Here is a 22,602-nt window from a genome sequence, read left to right as displayed (position 1 = left end):
TAGCCTCGTCGTGTGGGCACCGCACTAGTGATCGAGAACGACCCGAGCGACGACCTCCGCCGGCTCGGGGACTGGCTGGCCGAGGGTGGGCTGGAGCTGACCGTGCTGCGGCCGCACGCCGGTGACGAGCTGCCGGACAGCCTGGACGGCTATCTGGCGCTGATCGTGCTGGGCGGTGATCAGAGCGCGTTCCCGGACGCCGCGGGTGTGCCCGGCGCCCCCTGGTTCCCGGCGCTGGAGGGGCTGCTGCGCAAGGCGGTCCGCTTCCGGGTGCCGACCCTCGGCGTCTGCCTGGGCGGGCAGTTGCTGGCCCGGGCGCACGGCGGCGCAGTCGCGCGCAGCACCGCCGGGCCGGAGATCGGCCCCGGCCTGGTCGCCAAGCGTGACGCCGCCGACGACGACCCGCTGTTCAAGTGGGTGCCGCTGCTGCCCGACGTGCTCCAGTGGCACCGCGACGAGATCACCGAGCTGCCGGCCGGCGCGGTCCTGCTGGCCGCCTCCAGCCGCTACCCGCACCAGGCCTTCCGGATCGGTGACCGCGCGTGGGGCCTGCAGTTCCACATCGAGTGCGACGCCGAGATGATCGCCGACTGGGCGCGGTCGGACGGTGACGGCCTGGCCGAGCTGGGCTACGACGCCGACGCCGTGGTGGCCGCCGCCGGCGCGGCGCTCGCCGACGTGGAGGAGGTGTGGCAGCCGTTCGCCGTCCGGTTCGCCGCGCTGGCCCAGGGCACACTCGCCGACGCCGACATACCGAACCCCGGGACCGGCCGGACCCTGCCACTGCTGGGGCAGTGATGACCAGACCTGCCCGCCTCGCCCGGTACGGGTTCGCCGACAACGGCGCCCGGGCGACCGACCTGCTCGGGCCGGGCGGTCTGCGGCTGTGGGACACCGAGGCGCAGGCCCCGGTCGACGAGCGGGCGGCCGGGCTGCTGGAGGCGCTCTCCAGGGCGGCCGACCCCAATCTGGCGCTGCGCCAGCTGCACCGGATCGTCGAGGCCGCGGACCGGGGCGGGGCGAAAGCGGGGGAGGAGCTGATCGGCGCGCTCGCCGCCGACCAAGGGCTGCGACGACGCCTGATCGCGGTGCTGGGGGCGTCGTCGGCGCTCGGCGACCACCTGGTGGCCCATCCGGAGCACTGGCGGACGCTGGCGACCGGGAGGAGCGGCCTGCCCCCGGAGGCTGACGGCGGGCTGGCCGATTTCGATCAGCTGACGGTGCCGGCGCTGCGGACGGCGTACCGCATCTCGCTCCTGCGCATCGCCGCCGCCGACCTGACGGCGGGCCGCGGTCTGGAACCGACGATGGAGGCCCTGTCCCGGCTGGCCGACGAGACCCTGGCCGCCGCCTACGCGATCGCCGTCGCCGGCCTGCCGGCGGCGACCCCGGAGCCGCGCCTCGCGGTCGTCGCGATGGGCAAGTGCGGCGGCAACGAGCTCAACTACGTCTCCGACGTCGACGTGATCTTCGTGGCCGCCGGCGACGAGGACCTGCAGGCCGGCACCACCGTCGCGGCGCGGCTGATCGAGATCTGCGGCCAGGTGGCCTGGCCGGTGGACGCCGCGTTGCGGCCGGAGGGCAGCCGGGGCCCGCTGGTCCGCACGCTCGCCAGCCACCAGGCCTACTACCGCCGGTGGGCGCGGACGTGGGAGTTCCAGGCGCTGCTCAAGGCCCGTCCGGCGGCCGGCGACCTGGCGCTGGCGCAGGAGTGGATCGCCGATCTGGCCCCGCTGGTCTGGCACGCCGCCGAGCGGCCCGAGGCGGTCGCCGACGTCCGGGACATGCGCCGCAAGATCATCGACAACGTGCCGAAGAGGGAGCTGGACCGCGAGATCAAACGCGGTCCAGGCGGCCTGCGCGACATCGAGTTCGCGGTGCAGCTGCTCCAGCTCGTGCACGGCCGGGTCGACGAGACGCTGCGCCGCGGCGGGACGCTCCCGGCGCTGCGCGCCTTGGTCACCGGCGGCTACGTCGGCCGCGAGGACGGCGAGACGCTGCTGCGTGGTTACCGTTTCCTGCGCGGCGTCGAGCACCGGCTGCAACTGCAACAGCTCAAACGTACGCACACCGTCCCCGACGACCCGGACGGGCTGCGCTGGCTCGCGGCGGCTCTCGGCTACACCGCCCTGCCCGGCCGGGACGCCGTCGAGTCGTTCCGCTCGGACTGGGTGGGCCACGCCGCCAACGTCCGCCGCCTGCACGTCAAGCTGCTCTACCGCCCGCTGCTGGAGGCGGTCGCCCGGGTGCCGGCCGAGGAGCTGCGGATGACCCCGGAGTCGGCCCGTAAGCGGCTGGAGATCCTCGGGTTCGCCGACCCGGCCGGCGCGCTGCGTCATCTGGAGGCGCTGACCGGTGGCGTGACCCGTACGTCGGCGATCCAGCGGACCCTGCTGCCGATGCTGCTGCAGGATTTCGCCGACGCCCCGGAACCGGACCGTGGCCTGCTCAACTACCGCCAGGTGTCGGACAAGCTGGGCAGCACGCCGTGGTATCTGAGGCTGCTGCGTGACGCCGGCCCGGTGGCCCGCCGGCTGGCCCGGGTGCTGAGCCTGTCCCGGTACGCGACCGACCTGCTCACCCGCGACCCGGAGGCGTTGCGCCTGCTGGCCGAGGACGCCGAGTTGCAACCGCGGCCCCGGGAGTCGCTGCGGGACGGGTTCGCCGCGGCCGGCGACCGGCACACCGACCCGGTGAAGGCGATCGCCGCGGTCCGGGCGCTGCGCCGCCGGGAGCTGTTCCGGGTGGCCTGCGCCGACATCCTGAGCCAGGGCGGCGATCTGGCCCCGGACCGGCCGCTCGATGTCGACGACGTGGGCACGGCGCTGTCCGGCGTGACCGACGCGACGCTGAACGCGGCGTTGCGGATCGCCCGGCGCGTCAAGCCCGCCCCGGAGGGCCTGCGGTTCGCGGTGATCGGGATGGGCCGGCTCGGCAGCTACGAGATGAGCTATCCGTCCGACGCCGACGTGCTCTTCGTCTACGAGCCGCCGCCCGGCATCCCGGAGGGTGAGGCCAGCGCGGCCGCGCACGCGATCGCCGAGGAGATGCGCCGCCTGCTCAATGCGCCCGCCCCGGATCCGGCGCTCGGCGTCGACGCCGACCTGCGACCGGAGGGCCGGCAGGGTCCGCTGGTGCGCAGCCTGCAGGCCTACCGGCAGTATTACGAGCGCTGGTCGAAGGTGTGGGAGGCGCAGGCCCTGCTGCGGGCCCGGTTCGTGTGTGGCGACGACGATCTGGGCCGGCGGTTCGAGGAGCTGGCCGACGGCGTCCGATATCCGGCCGGCGGGCTCACCCGTGAGCAGGTGGTCGAGATCCGGCGGATCAAGGCCCGGGTGGAGACCGAGCGGCTGCCCCGCGGGGCCGACCCGAACACGCACACCAAGCTGGGCCGGGGCGGTCTGGCCGACGTCGAGTGGGCGGTGCAGGTCACCCAGCTGCGGCACGCGCACGCCGTCCCGGAGCTGTGCAAGACCCGTACGACGGAGGCGCTCGCCGCGGCGGCGGAGGCGGGGCTGATCGCCGAGGCGGACGCGGCCGAGATGGCCGCCGGGTGGACGCTCGCCGCGCGGGTGCGCAACGCCCTCACGCTGGTCCGGGGCCGGCCGACCGACCAGCTGCCCCGGCACGGGGTCGAGCTGGCGGGCGTGGTGCTCCTGCTGGACGGCGGTGACCCGGGTGAGTTCGTGGACCGGTACCTGCGCGTGACCCGGCGGTCGCGGGCCGCGATGGAGCGGGTGCTGGAGAGCTGACCCGCGGGGGAGAGCCGATCAGCACGGCTGGTCGAGGCCGTCGCCCCGCAGCATCCGGTACCCGTCGCCGTGCACCGTGAGCAGGTAGGTGACCTGCCACAGCGTGCACGTCTCGCGGGGGCGTCCCGGTGGCCCGTGCCCGGCCTTCTGCTCGCTGCGGAAGCTGACCTCGGCGCGGAGCCGTCCGTACGCCGCATCGGTCAGCCCGACCAGCACGATGTCCGAGTCGAGGCTGGTCGACGTGCCCTCGGCGAACGCCTCCAGCTCGCCGGGCACGCCCGGATCCACGTCGCCGGCCGGGTCGAGGACGGTGGCGACGGCCCGGTAGTCGCGCTGGTTGATGCCGTGGAAGTAGGTGTCGAGCATGGCCACCACGGCGACTGTGCGCGGGTGGGTGACCCGTGGATCCACGGTGACCAGGTTCGCCGGGAGGTTCTCCAGGGCCGGCGCGGCGTCGCGGCGGACCGGCTGCTCGGCGCGCGGCCGCTCGGCGCCGATCAGGCGCGGGCCGCCGACCACCGCGGCGAGCGCGAGCGAGCCGACGAGGACGGCGATCGGCAGAGCGGGCAGGATCCGGCTGCCGGACGGGCACGCCCGGCACCCGCGGGGCACACCGCTGTGGCGCTCACCGCAGTCGACGCAGGTCCGCATCCGGCTCGTCCTCCCGTCGTGCTCAACGACGGTGACGGATGGATGCGGCGCCGGGTCACCCGGTCGCGGCGGCTATCACCCGGGTGAGCGCCTCGTGCACGCGGCGAAGCTCCTCGATCGGCATGCCGAGCCGCTCGACCACGGCCGGCGGGATCCGCTCGGCGTCGGCCCGCAGCGCGCGGCCCCGCTCGGTCAGCGTGATGGCGAGGCTGCGCTCGTCGGCCGGGTCGCGCTCGCGGCGCAGGTAGCCGATCGCCTCCAGGCGCTTGAGCAGCGGCGAGAGCGTGCCCGGGTCGAGTTGCAGCAGCTCGCTGAGGCGGCGCACGGAGAGCGGGGCATGCTGCCACAGGGCGAGCATCACCAGATACTGCGGGTGAGTCAGGCCCATCGGCTCGAGCAGGGGGCGGTAGATCGCCACGACACCGCGGGCTGCCACCGAGAGGGCGAAGCAGACCTGCTGCTCCAGCGCCAGGGGGTCGTCGACCGGATCACTCATCGGTGGTCAGCCTACCAACAGTTGGTGTACAAATAGTTTGTCCACCAACGGTTTTTCGGGAGGCGTCGTGTCGAGGTTCAAGGCCTGGTTCCACCGGACGTTCGACGACTGGTTCTTCCGCTCGATGATCGGCCCGGCGCAGACCAAGGGCGCCGTCCACGGGGCCGACCACTACGCCCGCGAGCAGTGGAAGCGTGACCTGGAAAATCGCAAGCGATACACCCGTGAGCAGCGGGAGCGTAAGCGTGCGGAGCGGGCCGCCCGGCAGTGACCGCGGGGCGGGGTGATCCGCCACGATAGGGTCGGCGGCGTGGAAAGAGCCGCATGAAGCGAAAAGCGATGGTCATCGGCCTGGCGTCGATCGCGGTGGGCCTCGTCGTTCTCGCGGTGTACCGGAACTCGTACTTCGACTCCCGGGTCTACCACGGGGCGATCGTCTACTGGTTCCGCGACGGCGGCATGGTCTACGACTTCCTCCGTCCCGGCACGCCGTACGGTTTCACCTACCCGCCCTTCGCGGGCATGGTGATGTGGCCGATGGCGGTGTTGCCGCTGTTGATGGTGATGATCCTGGCCACGGTCGGGACGGTGATCACCACCGGCCTGCTCGTGTGGTGGCTCGCCGGCCCGGAGATCGAGCGCCGCGGCTGGCCGGTCACGTTCGCCGTCGCGATCGGCTTCTGCCTGGCCCTGGCGTTCGAGCCGGTCCGCGAGACGATCAGTTTCGGCCAGGTCAACACGCTGCTGCTGGCCTTGGTCGCCGGCGACATGATCCTCGGCCTGGACAAGGGCCGGAAATGGGCGGGTGTCGGCATCGGCCTGGCCACCGCGATCAAGCTCACGCCCGGCGTCTTCATCCTCTACCTGCTGGTCACCCGGCGCTGGCGGGCCCTGGGCACCGCGGTCGGCACGGCCACCGGCGTCACCCTGCTGGCCGGGGCGATCTTCCCGGACGAGTCCCGCGAGTTCTGGACGTCGGCGCTGTGGGACACCAACCGGGTCGGTGTGCTCCGGATCGTGTCCAACCAGTCCGAGCGGGGCTTCCTGGCCCGGCTGCAGATCGAGACGATCGAGTCGAAGGTGTGGCTGGCCTGCGTGCTGGTGACCCTGGCGGTGTGGGTGTGGCGGGTGGCGCGGGCCCCGCACGACGTGGTCGGCGGGCTGGCGCTGACCGGCATCGTGGGCTGCCTGCTCAGCCCGGTCACCTGGATCCACCACTGGGTGTGGGTGATCCCGGCGCTGGTGCGGTGCCTGTTCCTCTTCGACTCCGACCGGGTGCGGTTCGCCCTCGGCGCGGCGGCGTACCTGCTGATGACCTCGCACATCACGTGGCTCTGGGAGAAACCGCCGATCCCGCCGATGGAGCTGCTGGGCGCCAACGTTTATGTCTGGTTCGGGCTGGCTCTGCTGCTCTGGACACCTGTGGGCATCACTCGTTCGTCTGAAGTCCATGCGAAGGTCAAGATCATCGCGTAGGCAGAGCGCATGCCTCTACGCCGTACCACCTCGGCGGTTGTCTCCGTCGTGGCCGTGGCCGCGGTGGGCGCCGTGCCCACCGCGGCGGCCGCGCACGGCCGCTCCGAAGAATTCCGCCGGCTCGCCACGTTCCCGGCCTACCTGAACTCGTCGATCGACGACACCGCGGCGGCCGAGATCTCGACCGTCACCGAGGACGGCCGCACGGTGGTCTACACCGACAGCCCCGGCAAGCGCCTGGGCTTCGTCGACATCACCGACCCGTCCGCGCCGAAGCCGGCCGGCACCCTCGCCGTCGGCGGCGAGCCCACCTCGGTCGCCCACCTGGGCCGCCTGCTGCTCGCCGGCGTGAACACCCGGACCAGCTTCACCGAACCGTCCGGCAAGCTCGTCGTGATCGACGCGAAGTCCCGCGCCGTGCAGCGGGAGATCGACCTCGGCGGTCAGCCGGACTCGGTGGCCGTCGCCCCGAGCGGCCGCTACATCGCCGTCGCCATCGAGAACGAGCGTGACGAGGACGTCGACGACGGCGCGATACCGCAGGCCCCGGCCGGCTGGCTCGCCGTGATCGACACCCGTACGTGGAAGGTCTCGCGCGTCGACCTGACCGGTTTGACGAAGATCGCCCCGACCGATCCGGAGCCGGAGTACGTCAGCGTCAACTCCCGCGACGAGGCCGTCGTCTCCCTGCAGGAGAACAACCACCTCGTCGTGGTCGACCTGCGGACCGGCCGGATCGTCAGGAGCATCGACGCCGGTTCGGTCACGGTCGGCGACGTCGACACCCTTGACGACGACAAGATCGAGCTGACCGGGACGATCACCGCCAAGCGTGAGCCGGACGGCGTCGCGTGGATCACCGACGACCTGTTCGCCACCGCCAACGAGGGCGACTACGAGGGCGGCTCCCGCGGCTGGTCGATCTTCAGCAAGAAGACCGGCAAGGTCGTCTGGGACGCCGGCAACAGCCTGGAGCACATCGCCGTCGCCCACGGCCAGTACCCGGACAAGCGCTCCGACGCCAAGGGCATCGAGGCGGAGAACGTGGCGTTCGCCCGGCTCGGCGGAACCCCCTACGTCTTCGTCAACTCCGAGCGCGGCAACTTCACCGCCGTCTACGACGTGTCGAACCCGGTGAAACCGAGGTTCCGGCAGCTCCTGCCGACCACGAACGGCCCCGAGGGCGTCGTCGCGGTCCCGTCGCGCAACCTGGTGGTCGTCTCCTCCGAGGAGGAGGACCCCTCGATCGGCATCCGCGGCACCGTCCAGGTCTACGGCTTCGGCACGCCGCGCACCGGGCAGCTCGTTGCGAAGCACGACATCCCGTGGGGTGCGCTCTCCGCTCTCTCGGCGGTTCCCGGCCGCCGGGACCGGCTCGCCACCGTCACCGATGCCGTCTACTCGCCGACCCGGATCCTCGGCCTCGGCAGCGGAGGGATCATCGACAGCGAGCTGACCGTCACCAAGGGCGGAGAGCCGGTGGGCTACGACGTCGAGGGACTCGTCGTGCGCAAGGCAGGCGGTTACTGGCTGGCCGTCGAGGGCACCAATACTCTGGTACGCCTGGACGCGCGTGCCCGCGTGCAGGAGGAGATCCCCCTGCCCGCCGACGTGGCGGCCGCTGTCACCAGCAACGGCCTGGAGGGCATCGCCGAGGTGGGCACCACCGTGTGGGTGGCCGTCCAGCGCCCGATCAAGGGCGACCCGGCGAACGTCGCCCGCATCGGCCGCTACGACACGGCCACCAAGACCTGGTCCTGGCTGCTCTACCCGCTCGAGGTCGCGCCCACCGGCTGGGTCGGCCTGTCCGAGCTGGTCGCCGTCGACGCGAACACGTTCGCCGTGATCGAGCGCGACAACCAGCGCGGCACCCTCGCCGCGATCAAGCGCATCTACACGTTCGACGTGCCCGCGACCTGGACCGGCACCCCGACCGTGACGAAGAGGCTGGTCAAGGACCTGCTGCCGCTGCTGAAGGCGGACGGCGGCTGGGTGCAGGACAAGGTCGAGGGCCTCGCCGTCGCCGGGAACGGCCGCACCTACGCGGTCACCGACAACGACGGGCTCGACGACAGCACCGGCGAGACGGTCTTCCTCGACCTGGGCCGGCTGCTCTGACGTGACCTGACATGGCGCCGATCGCCGCATCAGCGCCATGTCAGCACCTCCGGCGATCGTGTCCGGCATGGACACCACCTATGCGATCCACGCCGAAGGGCTGGTGAAACGCTTCGGCGACACCACCGCCCTGGACGGCGTCGACCTGGCCGTGCGCCCGGGCACGGTTCTCGGTCTGCTGGGGCCGAACGGGGCCGGGAAGACCACCGCCGTCCGGGTGCTGGCCACCCTGATCCGCCCGGACGCCGGGCATGCCGAAGTGGGCGGCTTCGACGTCGTCAGGCAGCCGCACCAGGTCCGCGAGCTGATCGGGCTGACCGGCCAGTACGCCTCGGTCGACGAGACCCTGAACGGCACCGAGAACCTCCTCATGATCGGCCGGCTGCTCGGCCTGTCCCGCCGGGCCGCCCGTGCCCGCGCCGCTGAGCTGCTGGAACGCTTCGACCTCACGGACGCCGCGAACCGGGCCGCCGGGAAGTACTCCGGTGGCATGCGCCGCCGCCTCGACCTGGCCGCCAGCCTGGTCGGCGACCCTCGGCTGCTCTACCTGGACGAGCCGACCACCGGCCTCGACCCGCGCAGCCGCAACGAGGTGTGGGACATCGTCCGGCGCCTGGTCGCCGACGGCACCACGGTGCTGCTGACCACGCAGTACCTGGACGAGGCCGACCAGCTCGCCGGCGAGATCGTGGTGATCGACCACGGCCGGGTCATCGCCACCGGCACCCCGGCCCAGCTCAAAGCCCGTACCGGGGCGCAGACCGTTACCGTCCGCCCGGCCTTCGGCGACGAGCTCGACCGGGTCCGTGAGGCGGTCGCCCGGGTCGCCACCGGGCCGGTCGACGTGGCCGGTGAGGTCGTCACCGCCCCGGTCAGCGACCCCGGCGCACTCGCCAAACTCGTTCGCGACCTGGACGAGCACGGGCTGTCGGTGGCCGAGCTGGCCCTGCGCAGCCCCAGCCTCGACGAGGTCTTCCTCACCCTGACCGGAGGCCGCGCATGACCACCATGGCGCTGCGCAACACCGCCACGCTTGCCTGGCGGACCCTGGTGCAGATCAAGCACAACCCGTTCGAGCTGTTCGACTTCAGCGTCCAGCCGATCATGTTCCTGCTGCTGTTCACGTACGTGTTCGGCGGCGCCATCGCGGACTCGCCGGGGGAGTACCTGACCTACGCGCTGCCCGGCATCATCGTGCAGAACCTGCTCTTCGCCACCCTCAACACCGGGGTCGGCCTGAACACCGACATCAGCAAGGGCGTCTTCGACCGGCTCCGGTCGCTGCCGATCGCCAGGTTCTCCCCGCTGGCCGGCCGGATCGTCGCCGACGTGATCAAGCAGGCCTGGGCGATCGCGCTGCTGCTCGTCCTCGGCATCGTCCTCGGCTTCCGGATCGAGACCGGCCCGGCCGAGGTGCTCGCCACCTTCGCGCTGCTGCTCGGCTTCGCGTTCGCCGTGTCCTGGATGTCGGTGCTGGTGGCGATGCTGGTCAGCGAACCGGAGAAGGTGCAGATCTTCGGGTTCGTGCTGCTCTTCCCGATCACGTTCGCCAGCGGCGCGTTCGTCGACCCGGACACCATGCCGGGCTGGCTGCGCTCGTTCGCCGACGTCAACCCGACCAGCATCCTCGCCGACGCGGCCCGCGGCCTGCTCAGCGGTGGGCCGGTCGCCGGGCCGGTCACGCAGTCACTGCTGTGGGCGGCCGGCTTCCTGGTGATCTTCGCCCCGCTGTCGGTCCGGGCCTTCCGCCGGCGGATCTGACTCCAGACCGGCCGCCGTCAGCGCGGTCGCCATGGTGACCCCGTCACCCTGCCGGTACGCCGCCTCGAAGCCCGCGTCGCCCAGTGCGGCGCGGGCTTCGCGGAAGGTCCGTTCGGCCTGCTCAACGGTCCGGTCCTCGGAGCCGCGCACCGAATCGGCCGCACCCAGCAGATAGGCCGCCCGCCTCGGATCGCCCTCCCGCAGCGCCAGATCCGCCACCCCGGCCAGCGCCTGCGCGATCACCGGCGAGTCGTTCGAGTCCACCGCGATCCGGACCGCCGTCCGGTGCGACTCCCGGGCCAGCGCCAGATTGCCGGCGGCCCCGTAGATCAGCGCCTGCGTGCTCTGCGCCATGGCCCGGAACTGCGGCGCGAACATCGAATGCTCGATCAGCCGGACGGCCGTCTCGTTGTGCTCCTGGGCCAGCCCCAGATCACCCTCGGCCAGCGCGATCACCGCGTGACAGTGGTGCACCGACGCCATCACCTCGGGAATGCCGACCTCGTGGGCGTACTCCCGGGCCCGTTTCATCATCCGGTGCGCCTCCTCCGGCTCACCGTTCAACCACATCTGATGAGCCATCTTCACCGACAGCTGCGGCAGGTCCTCACGCATGCCCACCTCCTCCAGCAGCGCCAGCGCCTCCCGCTGCCAGACCAGCGCCCGCGCGAAGTCACCGCGCGCCGCCGTCAGGTCGGCCAGCGAGCTGAGCGTGTAGCCGATGCCCCAGCGATCGCCGATCCGGCGGAACCCGCTGAGCGCCTCGCGAAGATCCGCCTCGGCCGGCGCCGCGGGCTCCCCGAGGTTGAGCCGTACCTGGCCGATGAGCATCCGCGACATGGCCCGCAGCCACGGATCCGGATCGTCGGCGAGCGCCTCCGCCCCGCCGTACTTCGCGTCCTCCGGATCCTGCGAGTAGATCGACGCGAGCGGGCTCAGCAGGCGCAACGCCGGATGCCGGTCCTGCACCCCGACGGCCAGCCGCTCGGCCTCCCGGAACGCGACCTTCACGTCGTCGAACTCCATCGGCCCCTCGACACCGTTGAGCGCCGCGAAGACGTGCACCAGCGCCAGCTCCGCCTGGTCGGCCGGCCCGGACAGGGCGATCACCTCACCGCACAGCCGCGAGCCCTCGGTGCGGTGCCCGTTCAGCCACCAGTACCAGCCCAGGTTCGCCACCAGGGTCGCCGCGTTCGCCCGGTCACCGGCGGCGATCGCGTCGCGGACCGCCGCGTGCAGGTTGTCGTGCTCGGCGCTGAGACGACCCAGCCACTCCAACTGGTCGGCACGGCGCAGATGCGGCTCGGCCGCCCGGGCGAGATCGATCAGATGCGCGATGAGGGTACGCCGTACCGCCTCCGTCTCGCCCGCCTCCGCCAGCCGCTCCAGCCCGTACTCACGGATCGTCTCCAGCATCCGGTACCGCCCGTCCGGGCCCAGCACCAGCAGCGACTTGTCGACCAGGGCGGCCGGCGGATCCAGATCGGGGCCACAGACCCGCTCCACCGCCGTCAGGTCCGCCCCGCCCGGCAGCATCGCCAGCCGCCGCCACACCCGGCGCTCCGCCTCGGAGAGCAGGTCCCAGCTCCAGTCGACGACCGCCCGCAACGTCCGATGCCGGGGCAGCGCGGTACGGCTCCCGCCGGTCAGCAGCCGGAACCGGTCGGCCAGCCGGTCCGCGAGCACCGCCACCGGCAGGGTGCGCAAGCGGGCCGCGGCCAGCTCGATGGCCAGCGGCATGCCGTCCAGGGCGCGGCAGATCCGTACCACCGCCTCGGTGTTGTCGCCCGTCAACGTGAAACCGGACGTCCGGTCGAGGAGCAGCTGGACCGCCGGGGACGCGGCCGCCGCCACCGGATCGGCGCCGATCGGCGGCAGGGCCAGCGGCTCCACCGGGAACAGGCGCTCACCCGCGATGCCCAGCGGCTCCCGGCTCGTCGCCAGCAGCCGCAGCCCGGGCGCGGCCCGCAGCAGCACGTCGGCCACCTCGGCGGCCGCCTCGATCAGATGCTCACAGTTGTCCAGGATCAGCAGCATGTCCCGGCCGGCCAGCGCGTCCCGCAGCCGGGCCAGCGGCGAGGCCGGCTCCACCCGGCGCAGAGCCGGACCACCCAGGCGCAGCACCGAGAGGATCGTCTGCGGCAGCTCGGCCGGGTCCCGTACCGGCGCCAGCTCCACCCGCCACACCGCACCCGCGACCGACCCGCCCACCTCGACCGACAGCCGCGTCTTGCCGCTGCCGCCCGGACCGGTCAGGGTGACCAGCCGGTGCTCACCGAGCAGGTCACGCACCGCGCGCACGTCGGCCGCCCGGCCGACGAAACTGCTGACCTCGGCCGGCAGATTGCCCTCCGGCGCCTCCGCCTCGCGCAACAGCTCCAGATGCAACCCGGCCAGCTCCGCCGACGGGTCCACCCCCAGCTGGTCGGCGAGCCGCCGCCGGATCTGGTCGAAGACCTCCAGCGCCCGTCCCGGGTTGCCGGCCGCCCGCAACGCCCGGATCAGCAGCGCCGCCAGCGGCTCGTCCAGCGGATGCGCCGCCACCAGCGCCTCCAGCTCCGGAACCACGTCCCGCCGGGACGACTCCCCGGCAAGCCGGGCCCGCTCAGCGGCCAGCCGCAGACCCTCCAGCCGCACCGCCTCCGGCCGCGCCACCTCCGGAAACTCCAGCTCACCACGCCACAGCGCCAGAGCCCCCGCCGGATCCCGCGCCACCAGCCGGGCGAACCGGTGCGCGTCCACCGTCTCCGGATCGGCGACCAGCCGATATCCGGTCGGCGTGGCCGCCACCGCGAGGCCCGGCACCGCCCGGCGCAACCGGGAGACAAGCGCCTGCAACGCGTTCGCCGCGGCCGCGGGTGGCGCGTCCCCCCAGACGCCGTCGACCAGCCGGTCCGCGGTCACCTCCCGGTTCACATCCAGGGCGAGCAACACCACGAGGGTACGCAGCCGCGCCCCCGCCACCGGCCGGAGCACCCCGTCCCCGTCCCGAACCCCCACCGGCCCGAGCACCCCGATCTCCACCCGCCCGATTCTGCCGTCCACAGGGGTCCCGGAGGTAGCCCGCCACCCCCGCCCCGCGCGTGCGGCCGCGCCCCGTCACGGGCCGCCCTGGCAGACTGATCTTGTGGAGTTCGAGGTGCTGCCCGGGACACCGGGGCTGACACTCGACCGGGTCGCCCACGTCCTGGTGCCGGGCCACGGCCGCAACGAGGACGGCTCCGGGCTCACCCCGGGCGGCGCCGGCCGATGCCGCACCGCTCTCGCGCTGCACGCGTCGCTGCCCGGAGTCATCGTCTGCGCCGGTTACAAATCGCCCGCCGACCGCAAGGGCGCCGTCGTCCACACGGCCGGGGAGACGTTTCAGGGCGTTCCGGAGGCCGACCTCATGCACGCCTGGCTGCTGTCCGCCGGCGCCGACCCGGCAGTCCTCCGCGTCGAACGGCACTCCGTCGACACCGTCACCAACCTGCTCCGCGCCGAACACGAGGGCCACTTCGGCGACGACCGCCCGGTCGCCGTCGTCTCCCATCGCGGCCACCTGCGCCGCATCCTCACGGTCATCGCCCCGCGCACACTGCGCCGCCCCTACCTGGGCGTCGTCGTCCCCGGCGGCCCACCCCGGGAGAACCCGCTGGCCGCCCCGATCAGCCGTCTCGTCGCCGCCGCCCTGCCCGCCGACCCGGCCGCCGCCATCCTGTCCGCCACCCGCCGATCCGAACGCCTCTGGCAGCTGGCCGCAGTTCTCGGCAAACGCTCGTACCACTGACGTCTCGTCACCGCCGGCGGGACGACCGCACCGGCCTTCGGCCGCACGACGCGCTTCGGCCGTCCTCGTGCCCGCTGCCACCGGGCGCCGAGGTGGCGCTGAGGCTCGTCGAGGTGACCTCGCGGCTATTTCCCGCCGGGCCTCGGTCTCTGGCCGGCCGTCGCGGTCGCCTGGAACAATCGCGCGGATGGGCGCCTTCGACGACATCAGCCGGGCCAGTGAGGATCTGATCTTCGCGGCCCTCGACTACGCGGTGGAGAACGCCGGCATCTCCCCGGGTGGCTTCACGCCGTTCGTGTTCTCCGACGGCGCCGCCGGCCGAGGGCTCACCCGATATGTCTCCGGCGACGGCTCCAACCTGCAGGAGTGCCAGGACGCGGCCCGAGCCGCCCTGCAGACCGTCGACGCCGGGGTGACCTGCGTGGCCCTGGCCTGGGACGGCTACTACACCCACCAGGGCGAACGCAGCGAGGCCGTCTTCGTCGAGGGCTACGAGCTCGGGCAGGAGCACGGCCTGCTGCTGGCCCAGCGCTACACCCGCGACGGCGGCGCGGTCCGGCCGGTCGGCAACCCGGCCCTGATCGGCCGTCCCACCCCGCTCGTCCACCAGGGCACCGGCCGGCACACGCCGGAGGCCTGAGCCGCCTCGGATCCGCCGCGCGGCCGGGCCGCCGGCGATCCGGTCACGTCCGCTGCGCCCGGCCGCGCCGGTCCCGCGGGGCACCCGGAAACCGGCGCCTCACCGGCCGCTACGGACGGGACGCCGCGCTGGGGCGGGTGGCCGGTGGGGTGTCGAGGAGCATGATCGGCGGGCCGGGCTCCACGGGTTCCGGCGGGGCGTGCAGGCGCGGCGGGAGGCCGGGGCGCCACGTGCGGCGGCGGATCGCGGCGGCGACCAGCAGCAAGGCGGTGACCAGCGCGGCGGTGATCACGGCGGCGGTGACGGCGATCGACCGGCGGCGTGTCTCGGCGGTGTCGTCGGGGATCGCGGCCGGTTCGAGGGCGGGCAGGTCGCGGGCGTCCGTGTCGACCAGGCGGGCGGTCAGGGCGGCGTACGGGCTGACCACCCCCGCGCCGAAGGCCGGACCGGTGGGGGCGGGACTCGCGGTCGCGATCAGGCGGCGGGTCACCTCGGCGGGGGACAGGCCGGGGTCACGGGCCCGGAGCAGGGCGGCCGCCGCGCCGGCGAATCCGGCGGCGATCGCGGTGCCGCCGGCCTCGACCACACCCCGGCCGGTCTGCAGCGTGGGCACCGCGACTCCGGGGGCGACCAGATCGACGTACTTCCCGAACTGGGATCCGGGCGCGATCCGGCCGTTCTGGTCGATGGCGCCGACGCCGAGGACGCCGGGATAGGAGGCGGGGTACGGGTCCGGGTTGCCGTCGTCACGGGAGCCCCGGTCACCGGCCGCCGCCACGATGACGACGTCCTGCGCCAGGGCGGTCTCGACGGCCGACTCCAGGGCGGGATCGTCCTGGTAGAGGGGCGCGGCCACGACCACCACGTCGGCGTCGGCCTGAACCGCGGTGAGGATGCCCCGGGCCAGGGTGCCGGGGGTGGGCTCGGAGCCGGCCGGGTCGTCGGGCATCACTCGCACCGGCAGGATCGTCGCGCCCGGGGAGAGCCCCGCGGCGTCACCGTCACCGCCGTCCGGGCGGCCGCTGACGACCCCGGCCACCTGGGTGCCGGTCCCGGTGCAGTCCTGGTCGGCGCCGCCCGCGTTGTCGACGGTGTCGGCGCCGGCGAGGACCCGGTCGTCGAGCTGCGGCTGCCCCCGGTCGACACCGGTGGAGAGCACCGCGACCCGGGTGCCGCCGCCGTCCTCCAGCGCCCGGACCGCGTCGGCCTGCAACATGACCCGCGCCCACGACCCGCTGACCCGATCCCGCCCGGGCTGAGCACAGTTCTGCCCCGGCGCGGCGAGGAGAGGCGCGGGGAGGGCGGGGGTGGCGGTGAGAAGCAGCGCGGCGACTGCGGAGAACGTGGCGATGATCGAAAGCCGAAGGGGCGCCGCGGATTTCATGTCACGAATCCTCCGTCATCGGCGTGGGCATTGAAGTGCCGTTCTCTCGCGCCTTCTGAAATCGGCCCGGAATGACTGTGGAGATCGACGAGGATCGGCCGCCGGGCGAATTCCGGCGGCCGATCGGAAGGGTGTGGAATGGTCACATGTTGGCGGCGATCTGCGCGTCCACCTGCTGCATCCGCTCGGCCGAGGCGCCGAGCTTGACGCCGACGCTGGCCAGGGCCTGCTTGATCTCGGTGGCGCCCTGGTTCCACTTCTGCCGGGCCTCGTCGCAGGCGGTGCCGGCCGCGCCGGTCCAGTCCTGGGCGAAGAGCTGCGTGAACGCCGTGTACAGGTCGTTGAGCTGCTGGTCCATCTGGCCCTGGAAGCTGTTGATGGAGGCCGAGGTGTCGGCGATCTGTCCGAAGTTGTAGGTGATGTTCATGGTCTGGGATCTCCGATTCCGGGTCAGCCGCGAAGGGCACTGAGAACGGCGCTGTCGGCACCGCCGGCGGCGGCTCCGCGGATGGCCTGCGCGGCCTCGTCGTCGTTGACGCCGTACGTCTGCGAGGCGGCCGACATCTTGCCGCCGAGTTCGTCCAGCGCCTGCATGATCTTGTTGAGGCCATCGTTGAGCTGCGCCGAGACGTCCTGAAGGGCGTTGTTCGCGGTACCGGCGAAGGCGCCGCCGCTGAGTCCCTGGATCTGGCCGAGCAGCTGGGTCATGCCCCGCGAGATGTTCTGGCCGGTGTCGGAGCACCGCATCGCCATCGTGTTGAGCTGTTCCTGAGTGGCATGGACCTGACCCATGCCCGGCGTTCCTGCCACGATCTCTCTCCCCGGTTCTCGTGTCCGGCGTTCCGGTTCGGTCCGCCAGTGGGTTATGCCTCTCCGTACGCCACCGGTCCGGACCCGGTTCGAGCTTTTTCAAAAGAATCTCGTCGAACCTGATCGGAGGTTCGGGCGTACTCTCCAGCGTCGCCGGAATCAATTGATCAATTGCGGTGACATATCGACGGGGAGGGCGTGATGGCGGCAGACAATCCCTACGCGGAGCAGACCGCGAAGAACGCGAGCACGCCGTGGCTGGCCGGTGGCCCGGCGGTCGACGTGGACCTGGACGGACTCCGGGCGTACGCGTCCTCCCTGGCGAGCCAGCAGGCCGACATCGCGTCCCGCGCGGCGTATCTGCGGCCGCTCGGCGAGATCCCCGAGCAGGCGTTCACCGGCGAGGTGCTGGGCGAGGCGGACGCGGTCCGGGCCCGGCTCGTCGCCAACGCCGGTGAGCTGACCGTCTACCTGCAGAAGCTGGCCGAGTCGGTGGGCAACATCGGCAGCGCCGCCCGCACGGTCGCGGACAGCTACGGCGCCGGCGACGCGGTCAGCGCGGCCTCCCTCAACGACGTTCTCTTCGCGTACGGCGACCCGAACGCCCCGCGCCCGGACGGGCTGCCCGCGGGTGTCGGCGCCACCTACCGTGACCAGCAGTCGGCGCTGGCCACGCTGCCCCCGGCCGCGGACAGCCGCGACTGGACGGTCACCGCGGACACGCCGCTCTCCGCCTACCAGACGATGCAGACCGCGACCGGACCGAACGGGGAGCGCCGGGAGGTCATGACGTTCACGCCGCCGGGCGGGGCGACCACGGTCACCACCACGATCTTCGGCAGCAACGGGGAGACGGTGTCGTCGGTGACCACCCGCACGTCGACCCGGGTCGACGGCGGCGCCGAGATCACCGTGCGGGAGAGCTTCGGGGCGGACGGCAAGCCGGCCGGGACGACCGAGACCCGTACCGAGTTCGACGGGGACCGGGTCGTCGGGCAGAGCACCGAGGTGCGCGACGGCAACGGCGAAACCGTGCACCGGACGGTCGAGAGCACCGACCCGGCGACCCGCGAGCAGGTTCAGGTCGTGTCCGAACGCAACGAGAAGGGCGAGCTCGTGGAGAAGAACCGGATCGTGACCGGCATCGCCACCAGCGGCGCCCGGCACCGGGCGATCGGCTGAGACGATGGCCGGCCACTACGGATTCACCGCCGACCCGAACTACGGGTACAGCCCCTACAGCGGGCAGACGCACTACGGCAGCTACCCGCCGTCGGCGCTGCCGTTCACGGCGCCGCCCGGACCGGGCAACCCGGACACCGTCGAGCAGATCTCGGTACGGATCCGGAACATGCACCCGGAGGAGATGGCGGCGCTCGCCGACCAGTGGCAGAACGCGTGGGCGTTCCTCGCCGACGTCCGCGACTTCCTGATCAAGCAGAGCGACGTGCTCCGGGACGAGTCGTGGCAGTCGCCGGCCGCCCGGGACGCGTTCCTCCGGATGGGGCCGGGCGAGACGCTCGCCTACCTGGACGTGTGGATGGACGCCGCCCAGCAGAACGTCACCGCGCTTCGGCACCTGGTCAACGTCACCACCGAGGCGCGGTACGCGATGGCCCGGCTGGAGACCGATTACCAGCGGGAGCTGCAGGGCGCGACCGACGTCAGCTTCCTGGAGAACCTCGAGGCCTGGGTGACCGAGGGCCAGGGCTGGGACGCCGCGGCGCAGGAGTTCGTCTCCGAGGAGCAGGCGAAGATCCGCGACCGGTACCGGATCGAGGCGCAGCGGCTGGCCCAGCACTACGGCGACCAGTTCTTCGACTACATCGCGGTGCTGTCCAACGGCTCCGGCCCGCCGGTGCAGCCCCTGAACGCGGTGCTCAGCCAGCCCGCCGGGCCGCCCGGGCTCGGTGGTCCGGGGCAGTTCGTCCCGGCGCCTCCCGTGCAGCCGGTGGGGAACACGCCGCCGGGGACCGGGCTGCCCGGCCCGAACCCGCCGCAGGGGCTGCTGCCTCCGGGTGTGTCACCTCCGGCGCCTGGTGTCGTACCCCCGGGATCTCTGCCGCCCGGTGTGACGCCGCCCGGATCCCTGCCGCCCGGCGTCGCGTTGCCGCAGCCCGGTGGTGTCCTGCCGCCCGGTGTCGTTCCGCCGCCGGTGACGCTGCCGCCCGGAGCGCAGCCGCTGCCGGTGCCGGGAACGCTGCCTCCGGCGACTCTTCCGCCGGGCAACGGCGGCCCGTCGGTGATCGTGCCGGGTGGGGTGCGGCCCGGTCTTCCCCCGCAGATCGGGCGGCCCGGTGGCCGGCCGACCGTCATCCCGCCCGGCGGACTGCCGCCCGGGCGCACGATCCGGCGGCCGTCGGGTCCGGCCGCGTCCGCGATGCCTCCCGGTGGCGGCCGGGAGATCCGGCGCACCGGCCCGGCGGCCGTCCCGGCGCCCACCGGACGGCCCGGCGGGCAGCGCCCCACCCGGACCACCCCGGGCGCCACCCCGCCCCCGGCGAGCGGACGGCCGGGACGCCTCACGCCCGCTGTCACGCCGCCGCCGGTGGCCGGGCGGCCCGGTCGCACCACGCCCGGTGTCGCGCCGCCGCCGGTGGCCGGGCGGCCCGGTCGCCTCACGCCCGGTGTCACGCCCCCGCCGGTCAACGGACGGCCCGGTCGCCTCACGCCCGGTGTCACGCCGCCGCCGGTCAACGGACGGCCCGGCGATCGGCGTGCCGGGCCCGGCGCGACCACTCCGATACCGCAGACGCCGAACGGCCGGCCGGCACGGCCCGCCACCGGCAGCGCCCCGCCGCCTCCGTCCACCGGCCGCTCCGCAGCGCCGTCCACAGCGCCGTCCACAGCGCCTTCCCCAGGGCGACCGGTTCGTGCGCCGGGGACGAACACATTCGGTCCGCCGTCCACTCCGGCGGCTCCGCCCGTACTGAAGAATCCGGTGGAAGGTCGTGGGATGCGACCCGGAAGCGCCGCGGAGACCCGGACCCCCGCCACCGCGCAGCGGCCCGGCGGCACCGCGCCGCCGGTCCTGAACCGGCCCACCTCACCGGCCGCGCCCCCGCCCTGGCGCCCGCAGCGTGCGAACCGCGGGACGACCGCCTGGTCGGACATGTTCGGCGCCGAGGAAGCGCGCAAGCGGGCCGCCGAGGGGGTCATCGACGCGCCGGAACGCGCCCGCCCGGACGGCGGCCCGTGGGGTCTGCGCAGCCGTGCCGCCACCGGGACCGGAGACGTCGTCCCCGAGCTGGGCAAACGGCGCGGTGGCGGTGATCCGGCGGACAACGATCAACCATTCGGGGTACGGACACCCGGCGGCGGTGTGATCACCCGGCGCGACGACGACCACCCGGAGGAGGACATCGGTCGCGCGTTACGGGGCCGGTGAGCGGGGAGCCGACACCACCATCGAGCCGGCCGCGCGGTCGTGCAGGCCCCGGCCCTCGCTGTTCAGGATGATCGCCGGAACCAGGAGGCCGAGCAGCGCCGCGCGCAGCAGCCCACGGGCGAGACCGATCACGCCGCCGTCCGCATAGGAGACACAACGGACCCGGAACAGTCGCATGCCGGGCGTCTGCCCGAACAGACCGAGGAAAAAGGTGTTGGCCAGAACCAGGAGAAGCGGCGCCGGCCACGCCTTCTCGGCCGGAGTGGCGTAGAGACCCGCGATCAGCAGACAGAGGACCCAGTCGATCACGAGCGCGCCGAGCCGCGGGCCGAGCCCGGCAGCCTCGTTCAAAGCAGCCACGGCTGGCCAGGGTACGCGATATGGTCCGGTGAGCCGCTCGCGCTCTCGCCGTGCCTGCTCTTCGCACTACGTAACACGGCGGAAACAATAGGGATACGCCGGGGCAACTCCGGACCCATAACGTCGCGACCAGCCCTGCCAGGTGGCGGCTCATGCCGCCCGGTATCGGAAAACTGTGCCAGGAGGACGTGTGTTCGCCAATCCCGAGGAACTCCTGCGATACCTCAAAGACGAGGACGTCAAGTTCGTCGACGTACGTTTCTGTGACCTCCCGGGTGTGATGCAGCACTTCAACATCCCGGTCGAGTCGTTCGACGACAGTGTCGCCACCGACGGCCTCGCCTTCGACGGGTCCTCGATCCGCGGCTTCCAGGCCATCCACGAGTCCGACATGCTGCTGCTGCCGGACGTCGCGACCGCCTTCATCGACCCGTTCCGGATCCAGAAGACGCTCGCCCTGAACTTCTTCATCCACGACCCGTTCACCCGCGAGGCGTACTCGCGTGACCCGCGGAACGTGGCCAAGAAGGCCGAGGCCTACCTGGCGTCCAGCGGCATCGCCGACACCGCCTACTTCGGCGCCGAGGCCGAGTTCTACATCTTCGACTCGATCCGCCACGAGACCTCCGCCCACCAGGCCTTCTACTACATCGACTCGATCGAGGGCGCCTGGAACACCGGCCGCGAGGAAGAGGGCGGCAACCGCGGTTACAAGACCGCCTACAAGGGTGGGTACTTCCCGGTCTCCCCGGTCGACCACTACAGCGACCTGCGTGACGCCATGGTCCGCCGCCTCGTCGACACCGGCTTCACCGTCGAGCGGTCGCACCACGAGGTCGGCACCGCCGGCCAGGCCGAGATCAACTACAAGTTCTCGACCCTGCTGCACGCCGGCGACCAGATGCAGCTGTTCAAGTACATCATCAAGAACACCGCGTGGGAGCACCGCAAGACCGCGACGTTCATGCCGAAGCCGCTCTTCGGTGACAACGGCTCCGGCATGCACACCCACCAGAGCCTCTGGCTGAACGGCGAGCCGCTGTTCTACGACGAGACCGGCTACGCCGGCCTGTCCGACACCGCCCGCTGGTACATCGGTGGCCTGCTGCACCACGCGCCGTCGCTGCTCGCGTTCACCAACCCGACCGTCAACTCGTACCGGCGTCTCGTGCCCGGCTACGAGGCCCCGGTCAACCTGGTCTACTCGCAGCGCAACCGCTCCGCCTGCACCCGTATCCCGGTCACCGGCAGCAACCCGAAGGCCAAGCGCGTCGAGTTCCGCGTGCCGGACCCGTCGTCCAACCCGTACCTGTCGTTCTCGGCCCAGCTGATGGCCGGCCTCGACGGCATCAAGAACAAGATCGAGCCGCCGGCCCCGATCGACAAGGACCTGTACGACCTGCCGCCGGAGGAGTGGGGCAGCGTCAAGCAGGTGCCGGGTTCGCTCGACGCCGTGCTCAACTCGCTCGAGTCCGACCACGAGTTCCTCACCGCCGGTGGCGTCTTCACCGACGACCTGATCTCCACGTGGATCGACTACAAGCGCACCAACGAGATCGACCCGGTCCGGCTGCGCCCGACCCCGCACGAGTTCGAGATGTACTACAACGTGTGACCCCCTCCAAGGTCGTGACCAGCGGGTTCACTCGCCGCTCTGATCTTGGGAACATCGCGGGCACAACTTGAGGAACGGCGGTCATGCTCGGCTCCCAGCCGACGTGGCCGCCGTTTCGCGTCCGCCCCGCGCATCCTCGCCCGGCAACCGCGTGCGGTTCGGAACGTGGGGTCGAGTACGGTCCGGGCCGCTCGTGCAGGTACTCGTCGAGCGTCACTGCCGTCGGCACCCCGAAACACCGGCTCGACAAACCGGTCGATGCCGCCTCCGGTCGGCGTCAACCCGGGTGGGATCATCTGGAGTCTCTCGCCCCCCGCGGCAAGTCCTTGCCCACAAGGCGGCGCTGCCGTTCGAAGTCCTACCCGAGACTCTCGGTCGTGCG

19 protein-coding genes are annotated in these 22,602 nt (G+C 72.6%); 12 read left to right on the top strand and 7 right to left on the bottom strand.

Features of this window, described 5'->3' with window-relative positions; all coding sequences use genetic code 11:
• The first annotated feature begins 12 nt into the window (after nt 1–12).
• Nucleotides 13–798, top strand: a complete 786-nt coding sequence (locus BM290_RS06345; RefSeq protein WP_093610921.1) for a type 1 glutamine amidotransferase — start codon at nt 13–15, stop codon at nt 796–798.
• On the top strand, nt 798–3,752 hold the full coding sequence (locus BM290_RS06340; protein WP_093610919.1) for a bifunctional [glutamine synthetase] adenylyltransferase/[glutamine synthetase]-adenylyl-L-tyrosine phosphorylase: 2,955 nt from the start codon (nt 798–800) through the stop codon (nt 3,750–3,752). Before BM290_RS06345 ends, BM290_RS06340 begins: the two co-directional genes overlap by 1 nt.
• Nucleotides 3,753–3,770: 18 nt before the next feature.
• Here BM290_RS06340 and BM290_RS06335 read toward each other — a convergent pair whose 3' ends face one another.
• Together BM290_RS06335 and BM290_RS06330 are read right to left on the bottom strand one after the other, a co-directional pair.
• Complete coding sequence (locus tag BM290_RS06335; RefSeq protein WP_093610917.1) at nt 3,771–4,403, bottom strand: hypothetical protein; 633 nt, start codon at nt 4,401–4,403, stop codon at nt 3,771–3,773.
• 55 nt (nt 4,404–4,458) lie between these two features.
• A complete protein-coding gene (locus BM290_RS06330) occupies nt 4,459–4,899 on the bottom strand; it encodes a MarR family winged helix-turn-helix transcriptional regulator (RefSeq protein WP_093610915.1) in 441 nt (146 codons plus the stop codon).
• 67 nt (nt 4,900–4,966) lie between these two features.
• Between BM290_RS06330 and BM290_RS06325 the strand changes: the two genes are divergently transcribed.
• Genes BM290_RS06325 through BM290_RS06305 form a run of 5 tightly spaced genes read left to right on the top strand, consistent with a single transcriptional unit; the run spans nt 4,967 to nt 10,254 of the window.
• A complete protein-coding gene (locus tag BM290_RS06325; RefSeq protein ID WP_093610913.1) occupies nt 4,967–5,170 on the top strand; it encodes a hypothetical protein in 204 nt (67 codons plus the stop codon).
• Nucleotides 5,171–5,223: 53 nt separating this feature from the next.
• Entirely contained in the window at nt 5,224–6,375 is a 1,152-nt protein-coding gene (locus tag BM290_RS06320) for a glycosyltransferase 87 family protein (protein WP_093610911.1), read from the top strand.
• 9 nt (nt 6,376–6,384) lie between these two features.
• Entirely contained in the window at nt 6,385–8,493 is a 2,109-nt protein-coding gene (locus tag BM290_RS06315) for an esterase-like activity of phytase family protein (protein WP_093610909.1), read from the top strand.
• 37 nt (nt 8,494–8,530) lie between these two features.
• Nucleotides 8,531–9,496, top strand: a complete 966-nt coding sequence (locus BM290_RS06310; RefSeq protein WP_239143408.1) for an ATP-binding cassette domain-containing protein — start codon at nt 8,531–8,533, stop codon at nt 9,494–9,496.
• Complete coding sequence (locus BM290_RS06305) at nt 9,493–10,254, top strand: ABC transporter permease (RefSeq protein WP_093610907.1); 762 nt, start codon at nt 9,493–9,495, stop codon at nt 10,252–10,254. The genes BM290_RS06310 and BM290_RS06305 overlap by 4 nt, the downstream gene beginning before the upstream one ends.
• On the opposite strand, the gene BM290_RS06300 is transcribed toward BM290_RS06305, so the two are convergent.
• Nucleotides 10,180–13,278 carry an ATP-binding protein gene (locus BM290_RS06300; protein WP_093610905.1) on the bottom strand — a complete coding sequence of 1,033 codons (3,099 nt, stop codon included), beginning with the start codon at nt 13,276–13,278 and terminating at the stop codon, nt 10,180–10,182. The two genes, BM290_RS06305 and BM290_RS06300, sit on opposite strands and share 75 nt — an antisense overlap.
• 103 nt (nt 13,279–13,381) lie before the next feature.
• Between BM290_RS06300 and BM290_RS48130 the strand changes: the two genes are divergently transcribed.
• Both BM290_RS48130 and BM290_RS06290 read left to right on the top strand, forming a co-directional pair.
• A complete protein-coding gene (locus tag BM290_RS48130; protein ID WP_177319596.1) occupies nt 13,382–14,023 on the top strand; it encodes an ElyC/SanA/YdcF family protein in 642 nt (213 codons plus the stop codon).
• A gap of 187 nt (nt 14,024–14,210) precedes the next feature.
• Nucleotides 14,211–14,663 carry a hypothetical protein gene (locus BM290_RS06290; RefSeq protein ID WP_093610903.1) on the top strand — a complete coding sequence of 151 codons (453 nt, stop codon included), beginning with the start codon at nt 14,211–14,213 and terminating at the stop codon, nt 14,661–14,663.
• A gap of 109 nt (nt 14,664–14,772) precedes the next feature.
• On the opposite strand, the gene BM290_RS06285 is transcribed toward BM290_RS06290, so the two are convergent.
• The 3 genes from BM290_RS06285 to BM290_RS06275 all read right to left on the bottom strand — a co-directional run bounded on the left by BM290_RS06285 (nt 14,773) and on the right by BM290_RS06275 (nt 16,839).
• Nucleotides 14,773–16,047: a S8 family serine peptidase gene (locus BM290_RS06285; RefSeq protein WP_093610901.1), complete on the bottom strand. Its 1,275-nt coding sequence runs from the start codon at nt 16,045–16,047 to the stop codon at nt 14,773–14,775.
• 142 nt (nt 16,048–16,189) lie between these two features.
• Nucleotides 16,190–16,474, bottom strand: a complete 285-nt coding sequence (locus tag BM290_RS06280; RefSeq protein WP_093610899.1) for a WXG100 family type VII secretion target — start codon at nt 16,472–16,474, stop codon at nt 16,190–16,192.
• A gap of 23 nt (nt 16,475–16,497) precedes the next feature.
• A complete protein-coding gene (locus BM290_RS06275; RefSeq protein WP_093610897.1) occupies nt 16,498–16,839 on the bottom strand; it encodes a WXG100 family type VII secretion target in 342 nt (113 codons plus the stop codon).
• Between the two features lie 219 nt (nt 16,840–17,058).
• Between BM290_RS06275 and BM290_RS06270 the strand changes: the two genes are divergently transcribed.
• Entirely contained in the window at nt 17,059–18,039 is a 981-nt protein-coding gene (locus BM290_RS06270; RefSeq protein ID WP_093610895.1) for a hypothetical protein, read from the top strand.
• 4 nt (nt 18,040–18,043) lie between these two features.
• The gene (locus BM290_RS06265; RefSeq protein ID WP_093610893.1) at nt 18,044–20,245 is read left to right on the top strand and encodes a WXG100 family type VII secretion target; all 2,202 of its coding nucleotides are present in this window, start codon (nt 18,044–18,046) and stop codon (nt 20,243–20,245) included.
• Here BM290_RS06265 and BM290_RS06260 read toward each other — a convergent pair.
• Nucleotides 20,231–20,605, bottom strand: a complete 375-nt coding sequence (locus tag BM290_RS06260) for an RDD family protein (protein WP_093610891.1) — start codon at nt 20,603–20,605, stop codon at nt 20,231–20,233. The two genes, BM290_RS06265 and BM290_RS06260, sit on opposite strands and share 15 nt — an antisense overlap.
• A gap of 190 nt (nt 20,606–20,795) precedes the next feature.
• Here BM290_RS06260 and glnA point away from each other — a divergent pair, with 190 nt between their 5' ends.
• Nucleotides 20,796–22,220, top strand: coding sequence for a type I glutamate--ammonia ligase (gene glnA, locus BM290_RS06255; protein ID WP_093610889.1), 1,425 nt, complete (start codon nt 20,796–20,798; stop codon nt 22,218–22,220).
• The last annotated feature ends 382 nt before the right edge of the window (nt 22,221–22,602 follow it).

The sequence above is a fragment of the Actinoplanes philippinensis genome (genome assembly GCF_900113015.1).
GTDB lineage: Bacteria > Actinomycetota > Actinomycetes > Mycobacteriales > Micromonosporaceae > Actinoplanes > Actinoplanes philippinensis.
Note: the sequence above shows the minus strand (reverse complement) of the source record. Positions and strands in the feature narration are given on the sequence as shown.

Excerpts from the sequence above, each read along its gene's own strand:
- BM290_RS06290 (WP_093610903.1), top strand. The coding sequence starts at position 14,211 with ATGGGCGCCTTCGACGACATCAGCCGGGCCAGTGAGGATCTGATCTTC.
- BM290_RS06320 (WP_093610911.1), top strand. The coding sequence starts at position 5,224 with ATGAAGCGAAAAGCGATGGTCATCGGCCTGGCGTCGATCGCGGTGGGC.
- BM290_RS06305 (WP_093610907.1), top strand. The coding sequence starts at position 9,493 with ATGACCACCATGGCGCTGCGCAACACCGCCACGCTTGCCTGGCGGACC.
- BM290_RS06270 (WP_093610895.1), top strand. The coding sequence starts at position 17,059 with ATGGCGGCAGACAATCCCTACGCGGAGCAGACCGCGAAGAACGCGAGC.
- BM290_RS06310 (WP_239143408.1), top strand. The coding sequence starts at position 8,531 with ATGTCAGCACCTCCGGCGATCGTGTCCGGCATGGACACCACCTATGCG.
- BM290_RS06285 (WP_093610901.1), bottom strand. The coding sequence starts at position 16,047 with ATGAAATCCGCGGCGCCCCTTCGGCTTTCGATCATCGCCACGTTCTCC.
- BM290_RS06315 (WP_093610909.1), top strand. The coding sequence starts at position 6,385 with ATGCCTCTACGCCGTACCACCTCGGCGGTTGTCTCCGTCGTGGCCGTG.
- BM290_RS06280 (WP_093610899.1), bottom strand. The coding sequence starts at position 16,474 with ATGAACATCACCTACAACTTCGGACAGATCGCCGACACCTCGGCCTCC.
- BM290_RS06330 (WP_093610915.1), bottom strand. The coding sequence starts at position 4,899 with ATGAGTGATCCGGTCGACGACCCCCTGGCGCTGGAGCAGCAGGTCTGC.
- BM290_RS06265 (WP_093610893.1), top strand. The coding sequence starts at position 18,044 with ATGGCCGGCCACTACGGATTCACCGCCGACCCGAACTACGGGTACAGC.
- BM290_RS06340 (WP_093610919.1), top strand. The coding sequence starts at position 798 with ATGACCAGACCTGCCCGCCTCGCCCGGTACGGGTTCGCCGACAACGGC.
- BM290_RS06335 (WP_093610917.1), bottom strand. The coding sequence starts at position 4,403 with ATGCGGACCTGCGTCGACTGCGGTGAGCGCCACAGCGGTGTGCCCCGC.
- BM290_RS06275 (WP_093610897.1), bottom strand. The coding sequence starts at position 16,839 with ATGGGTCAGGTCCATGCCACTCAGGAACAGCTCAACACGATGGCGATG.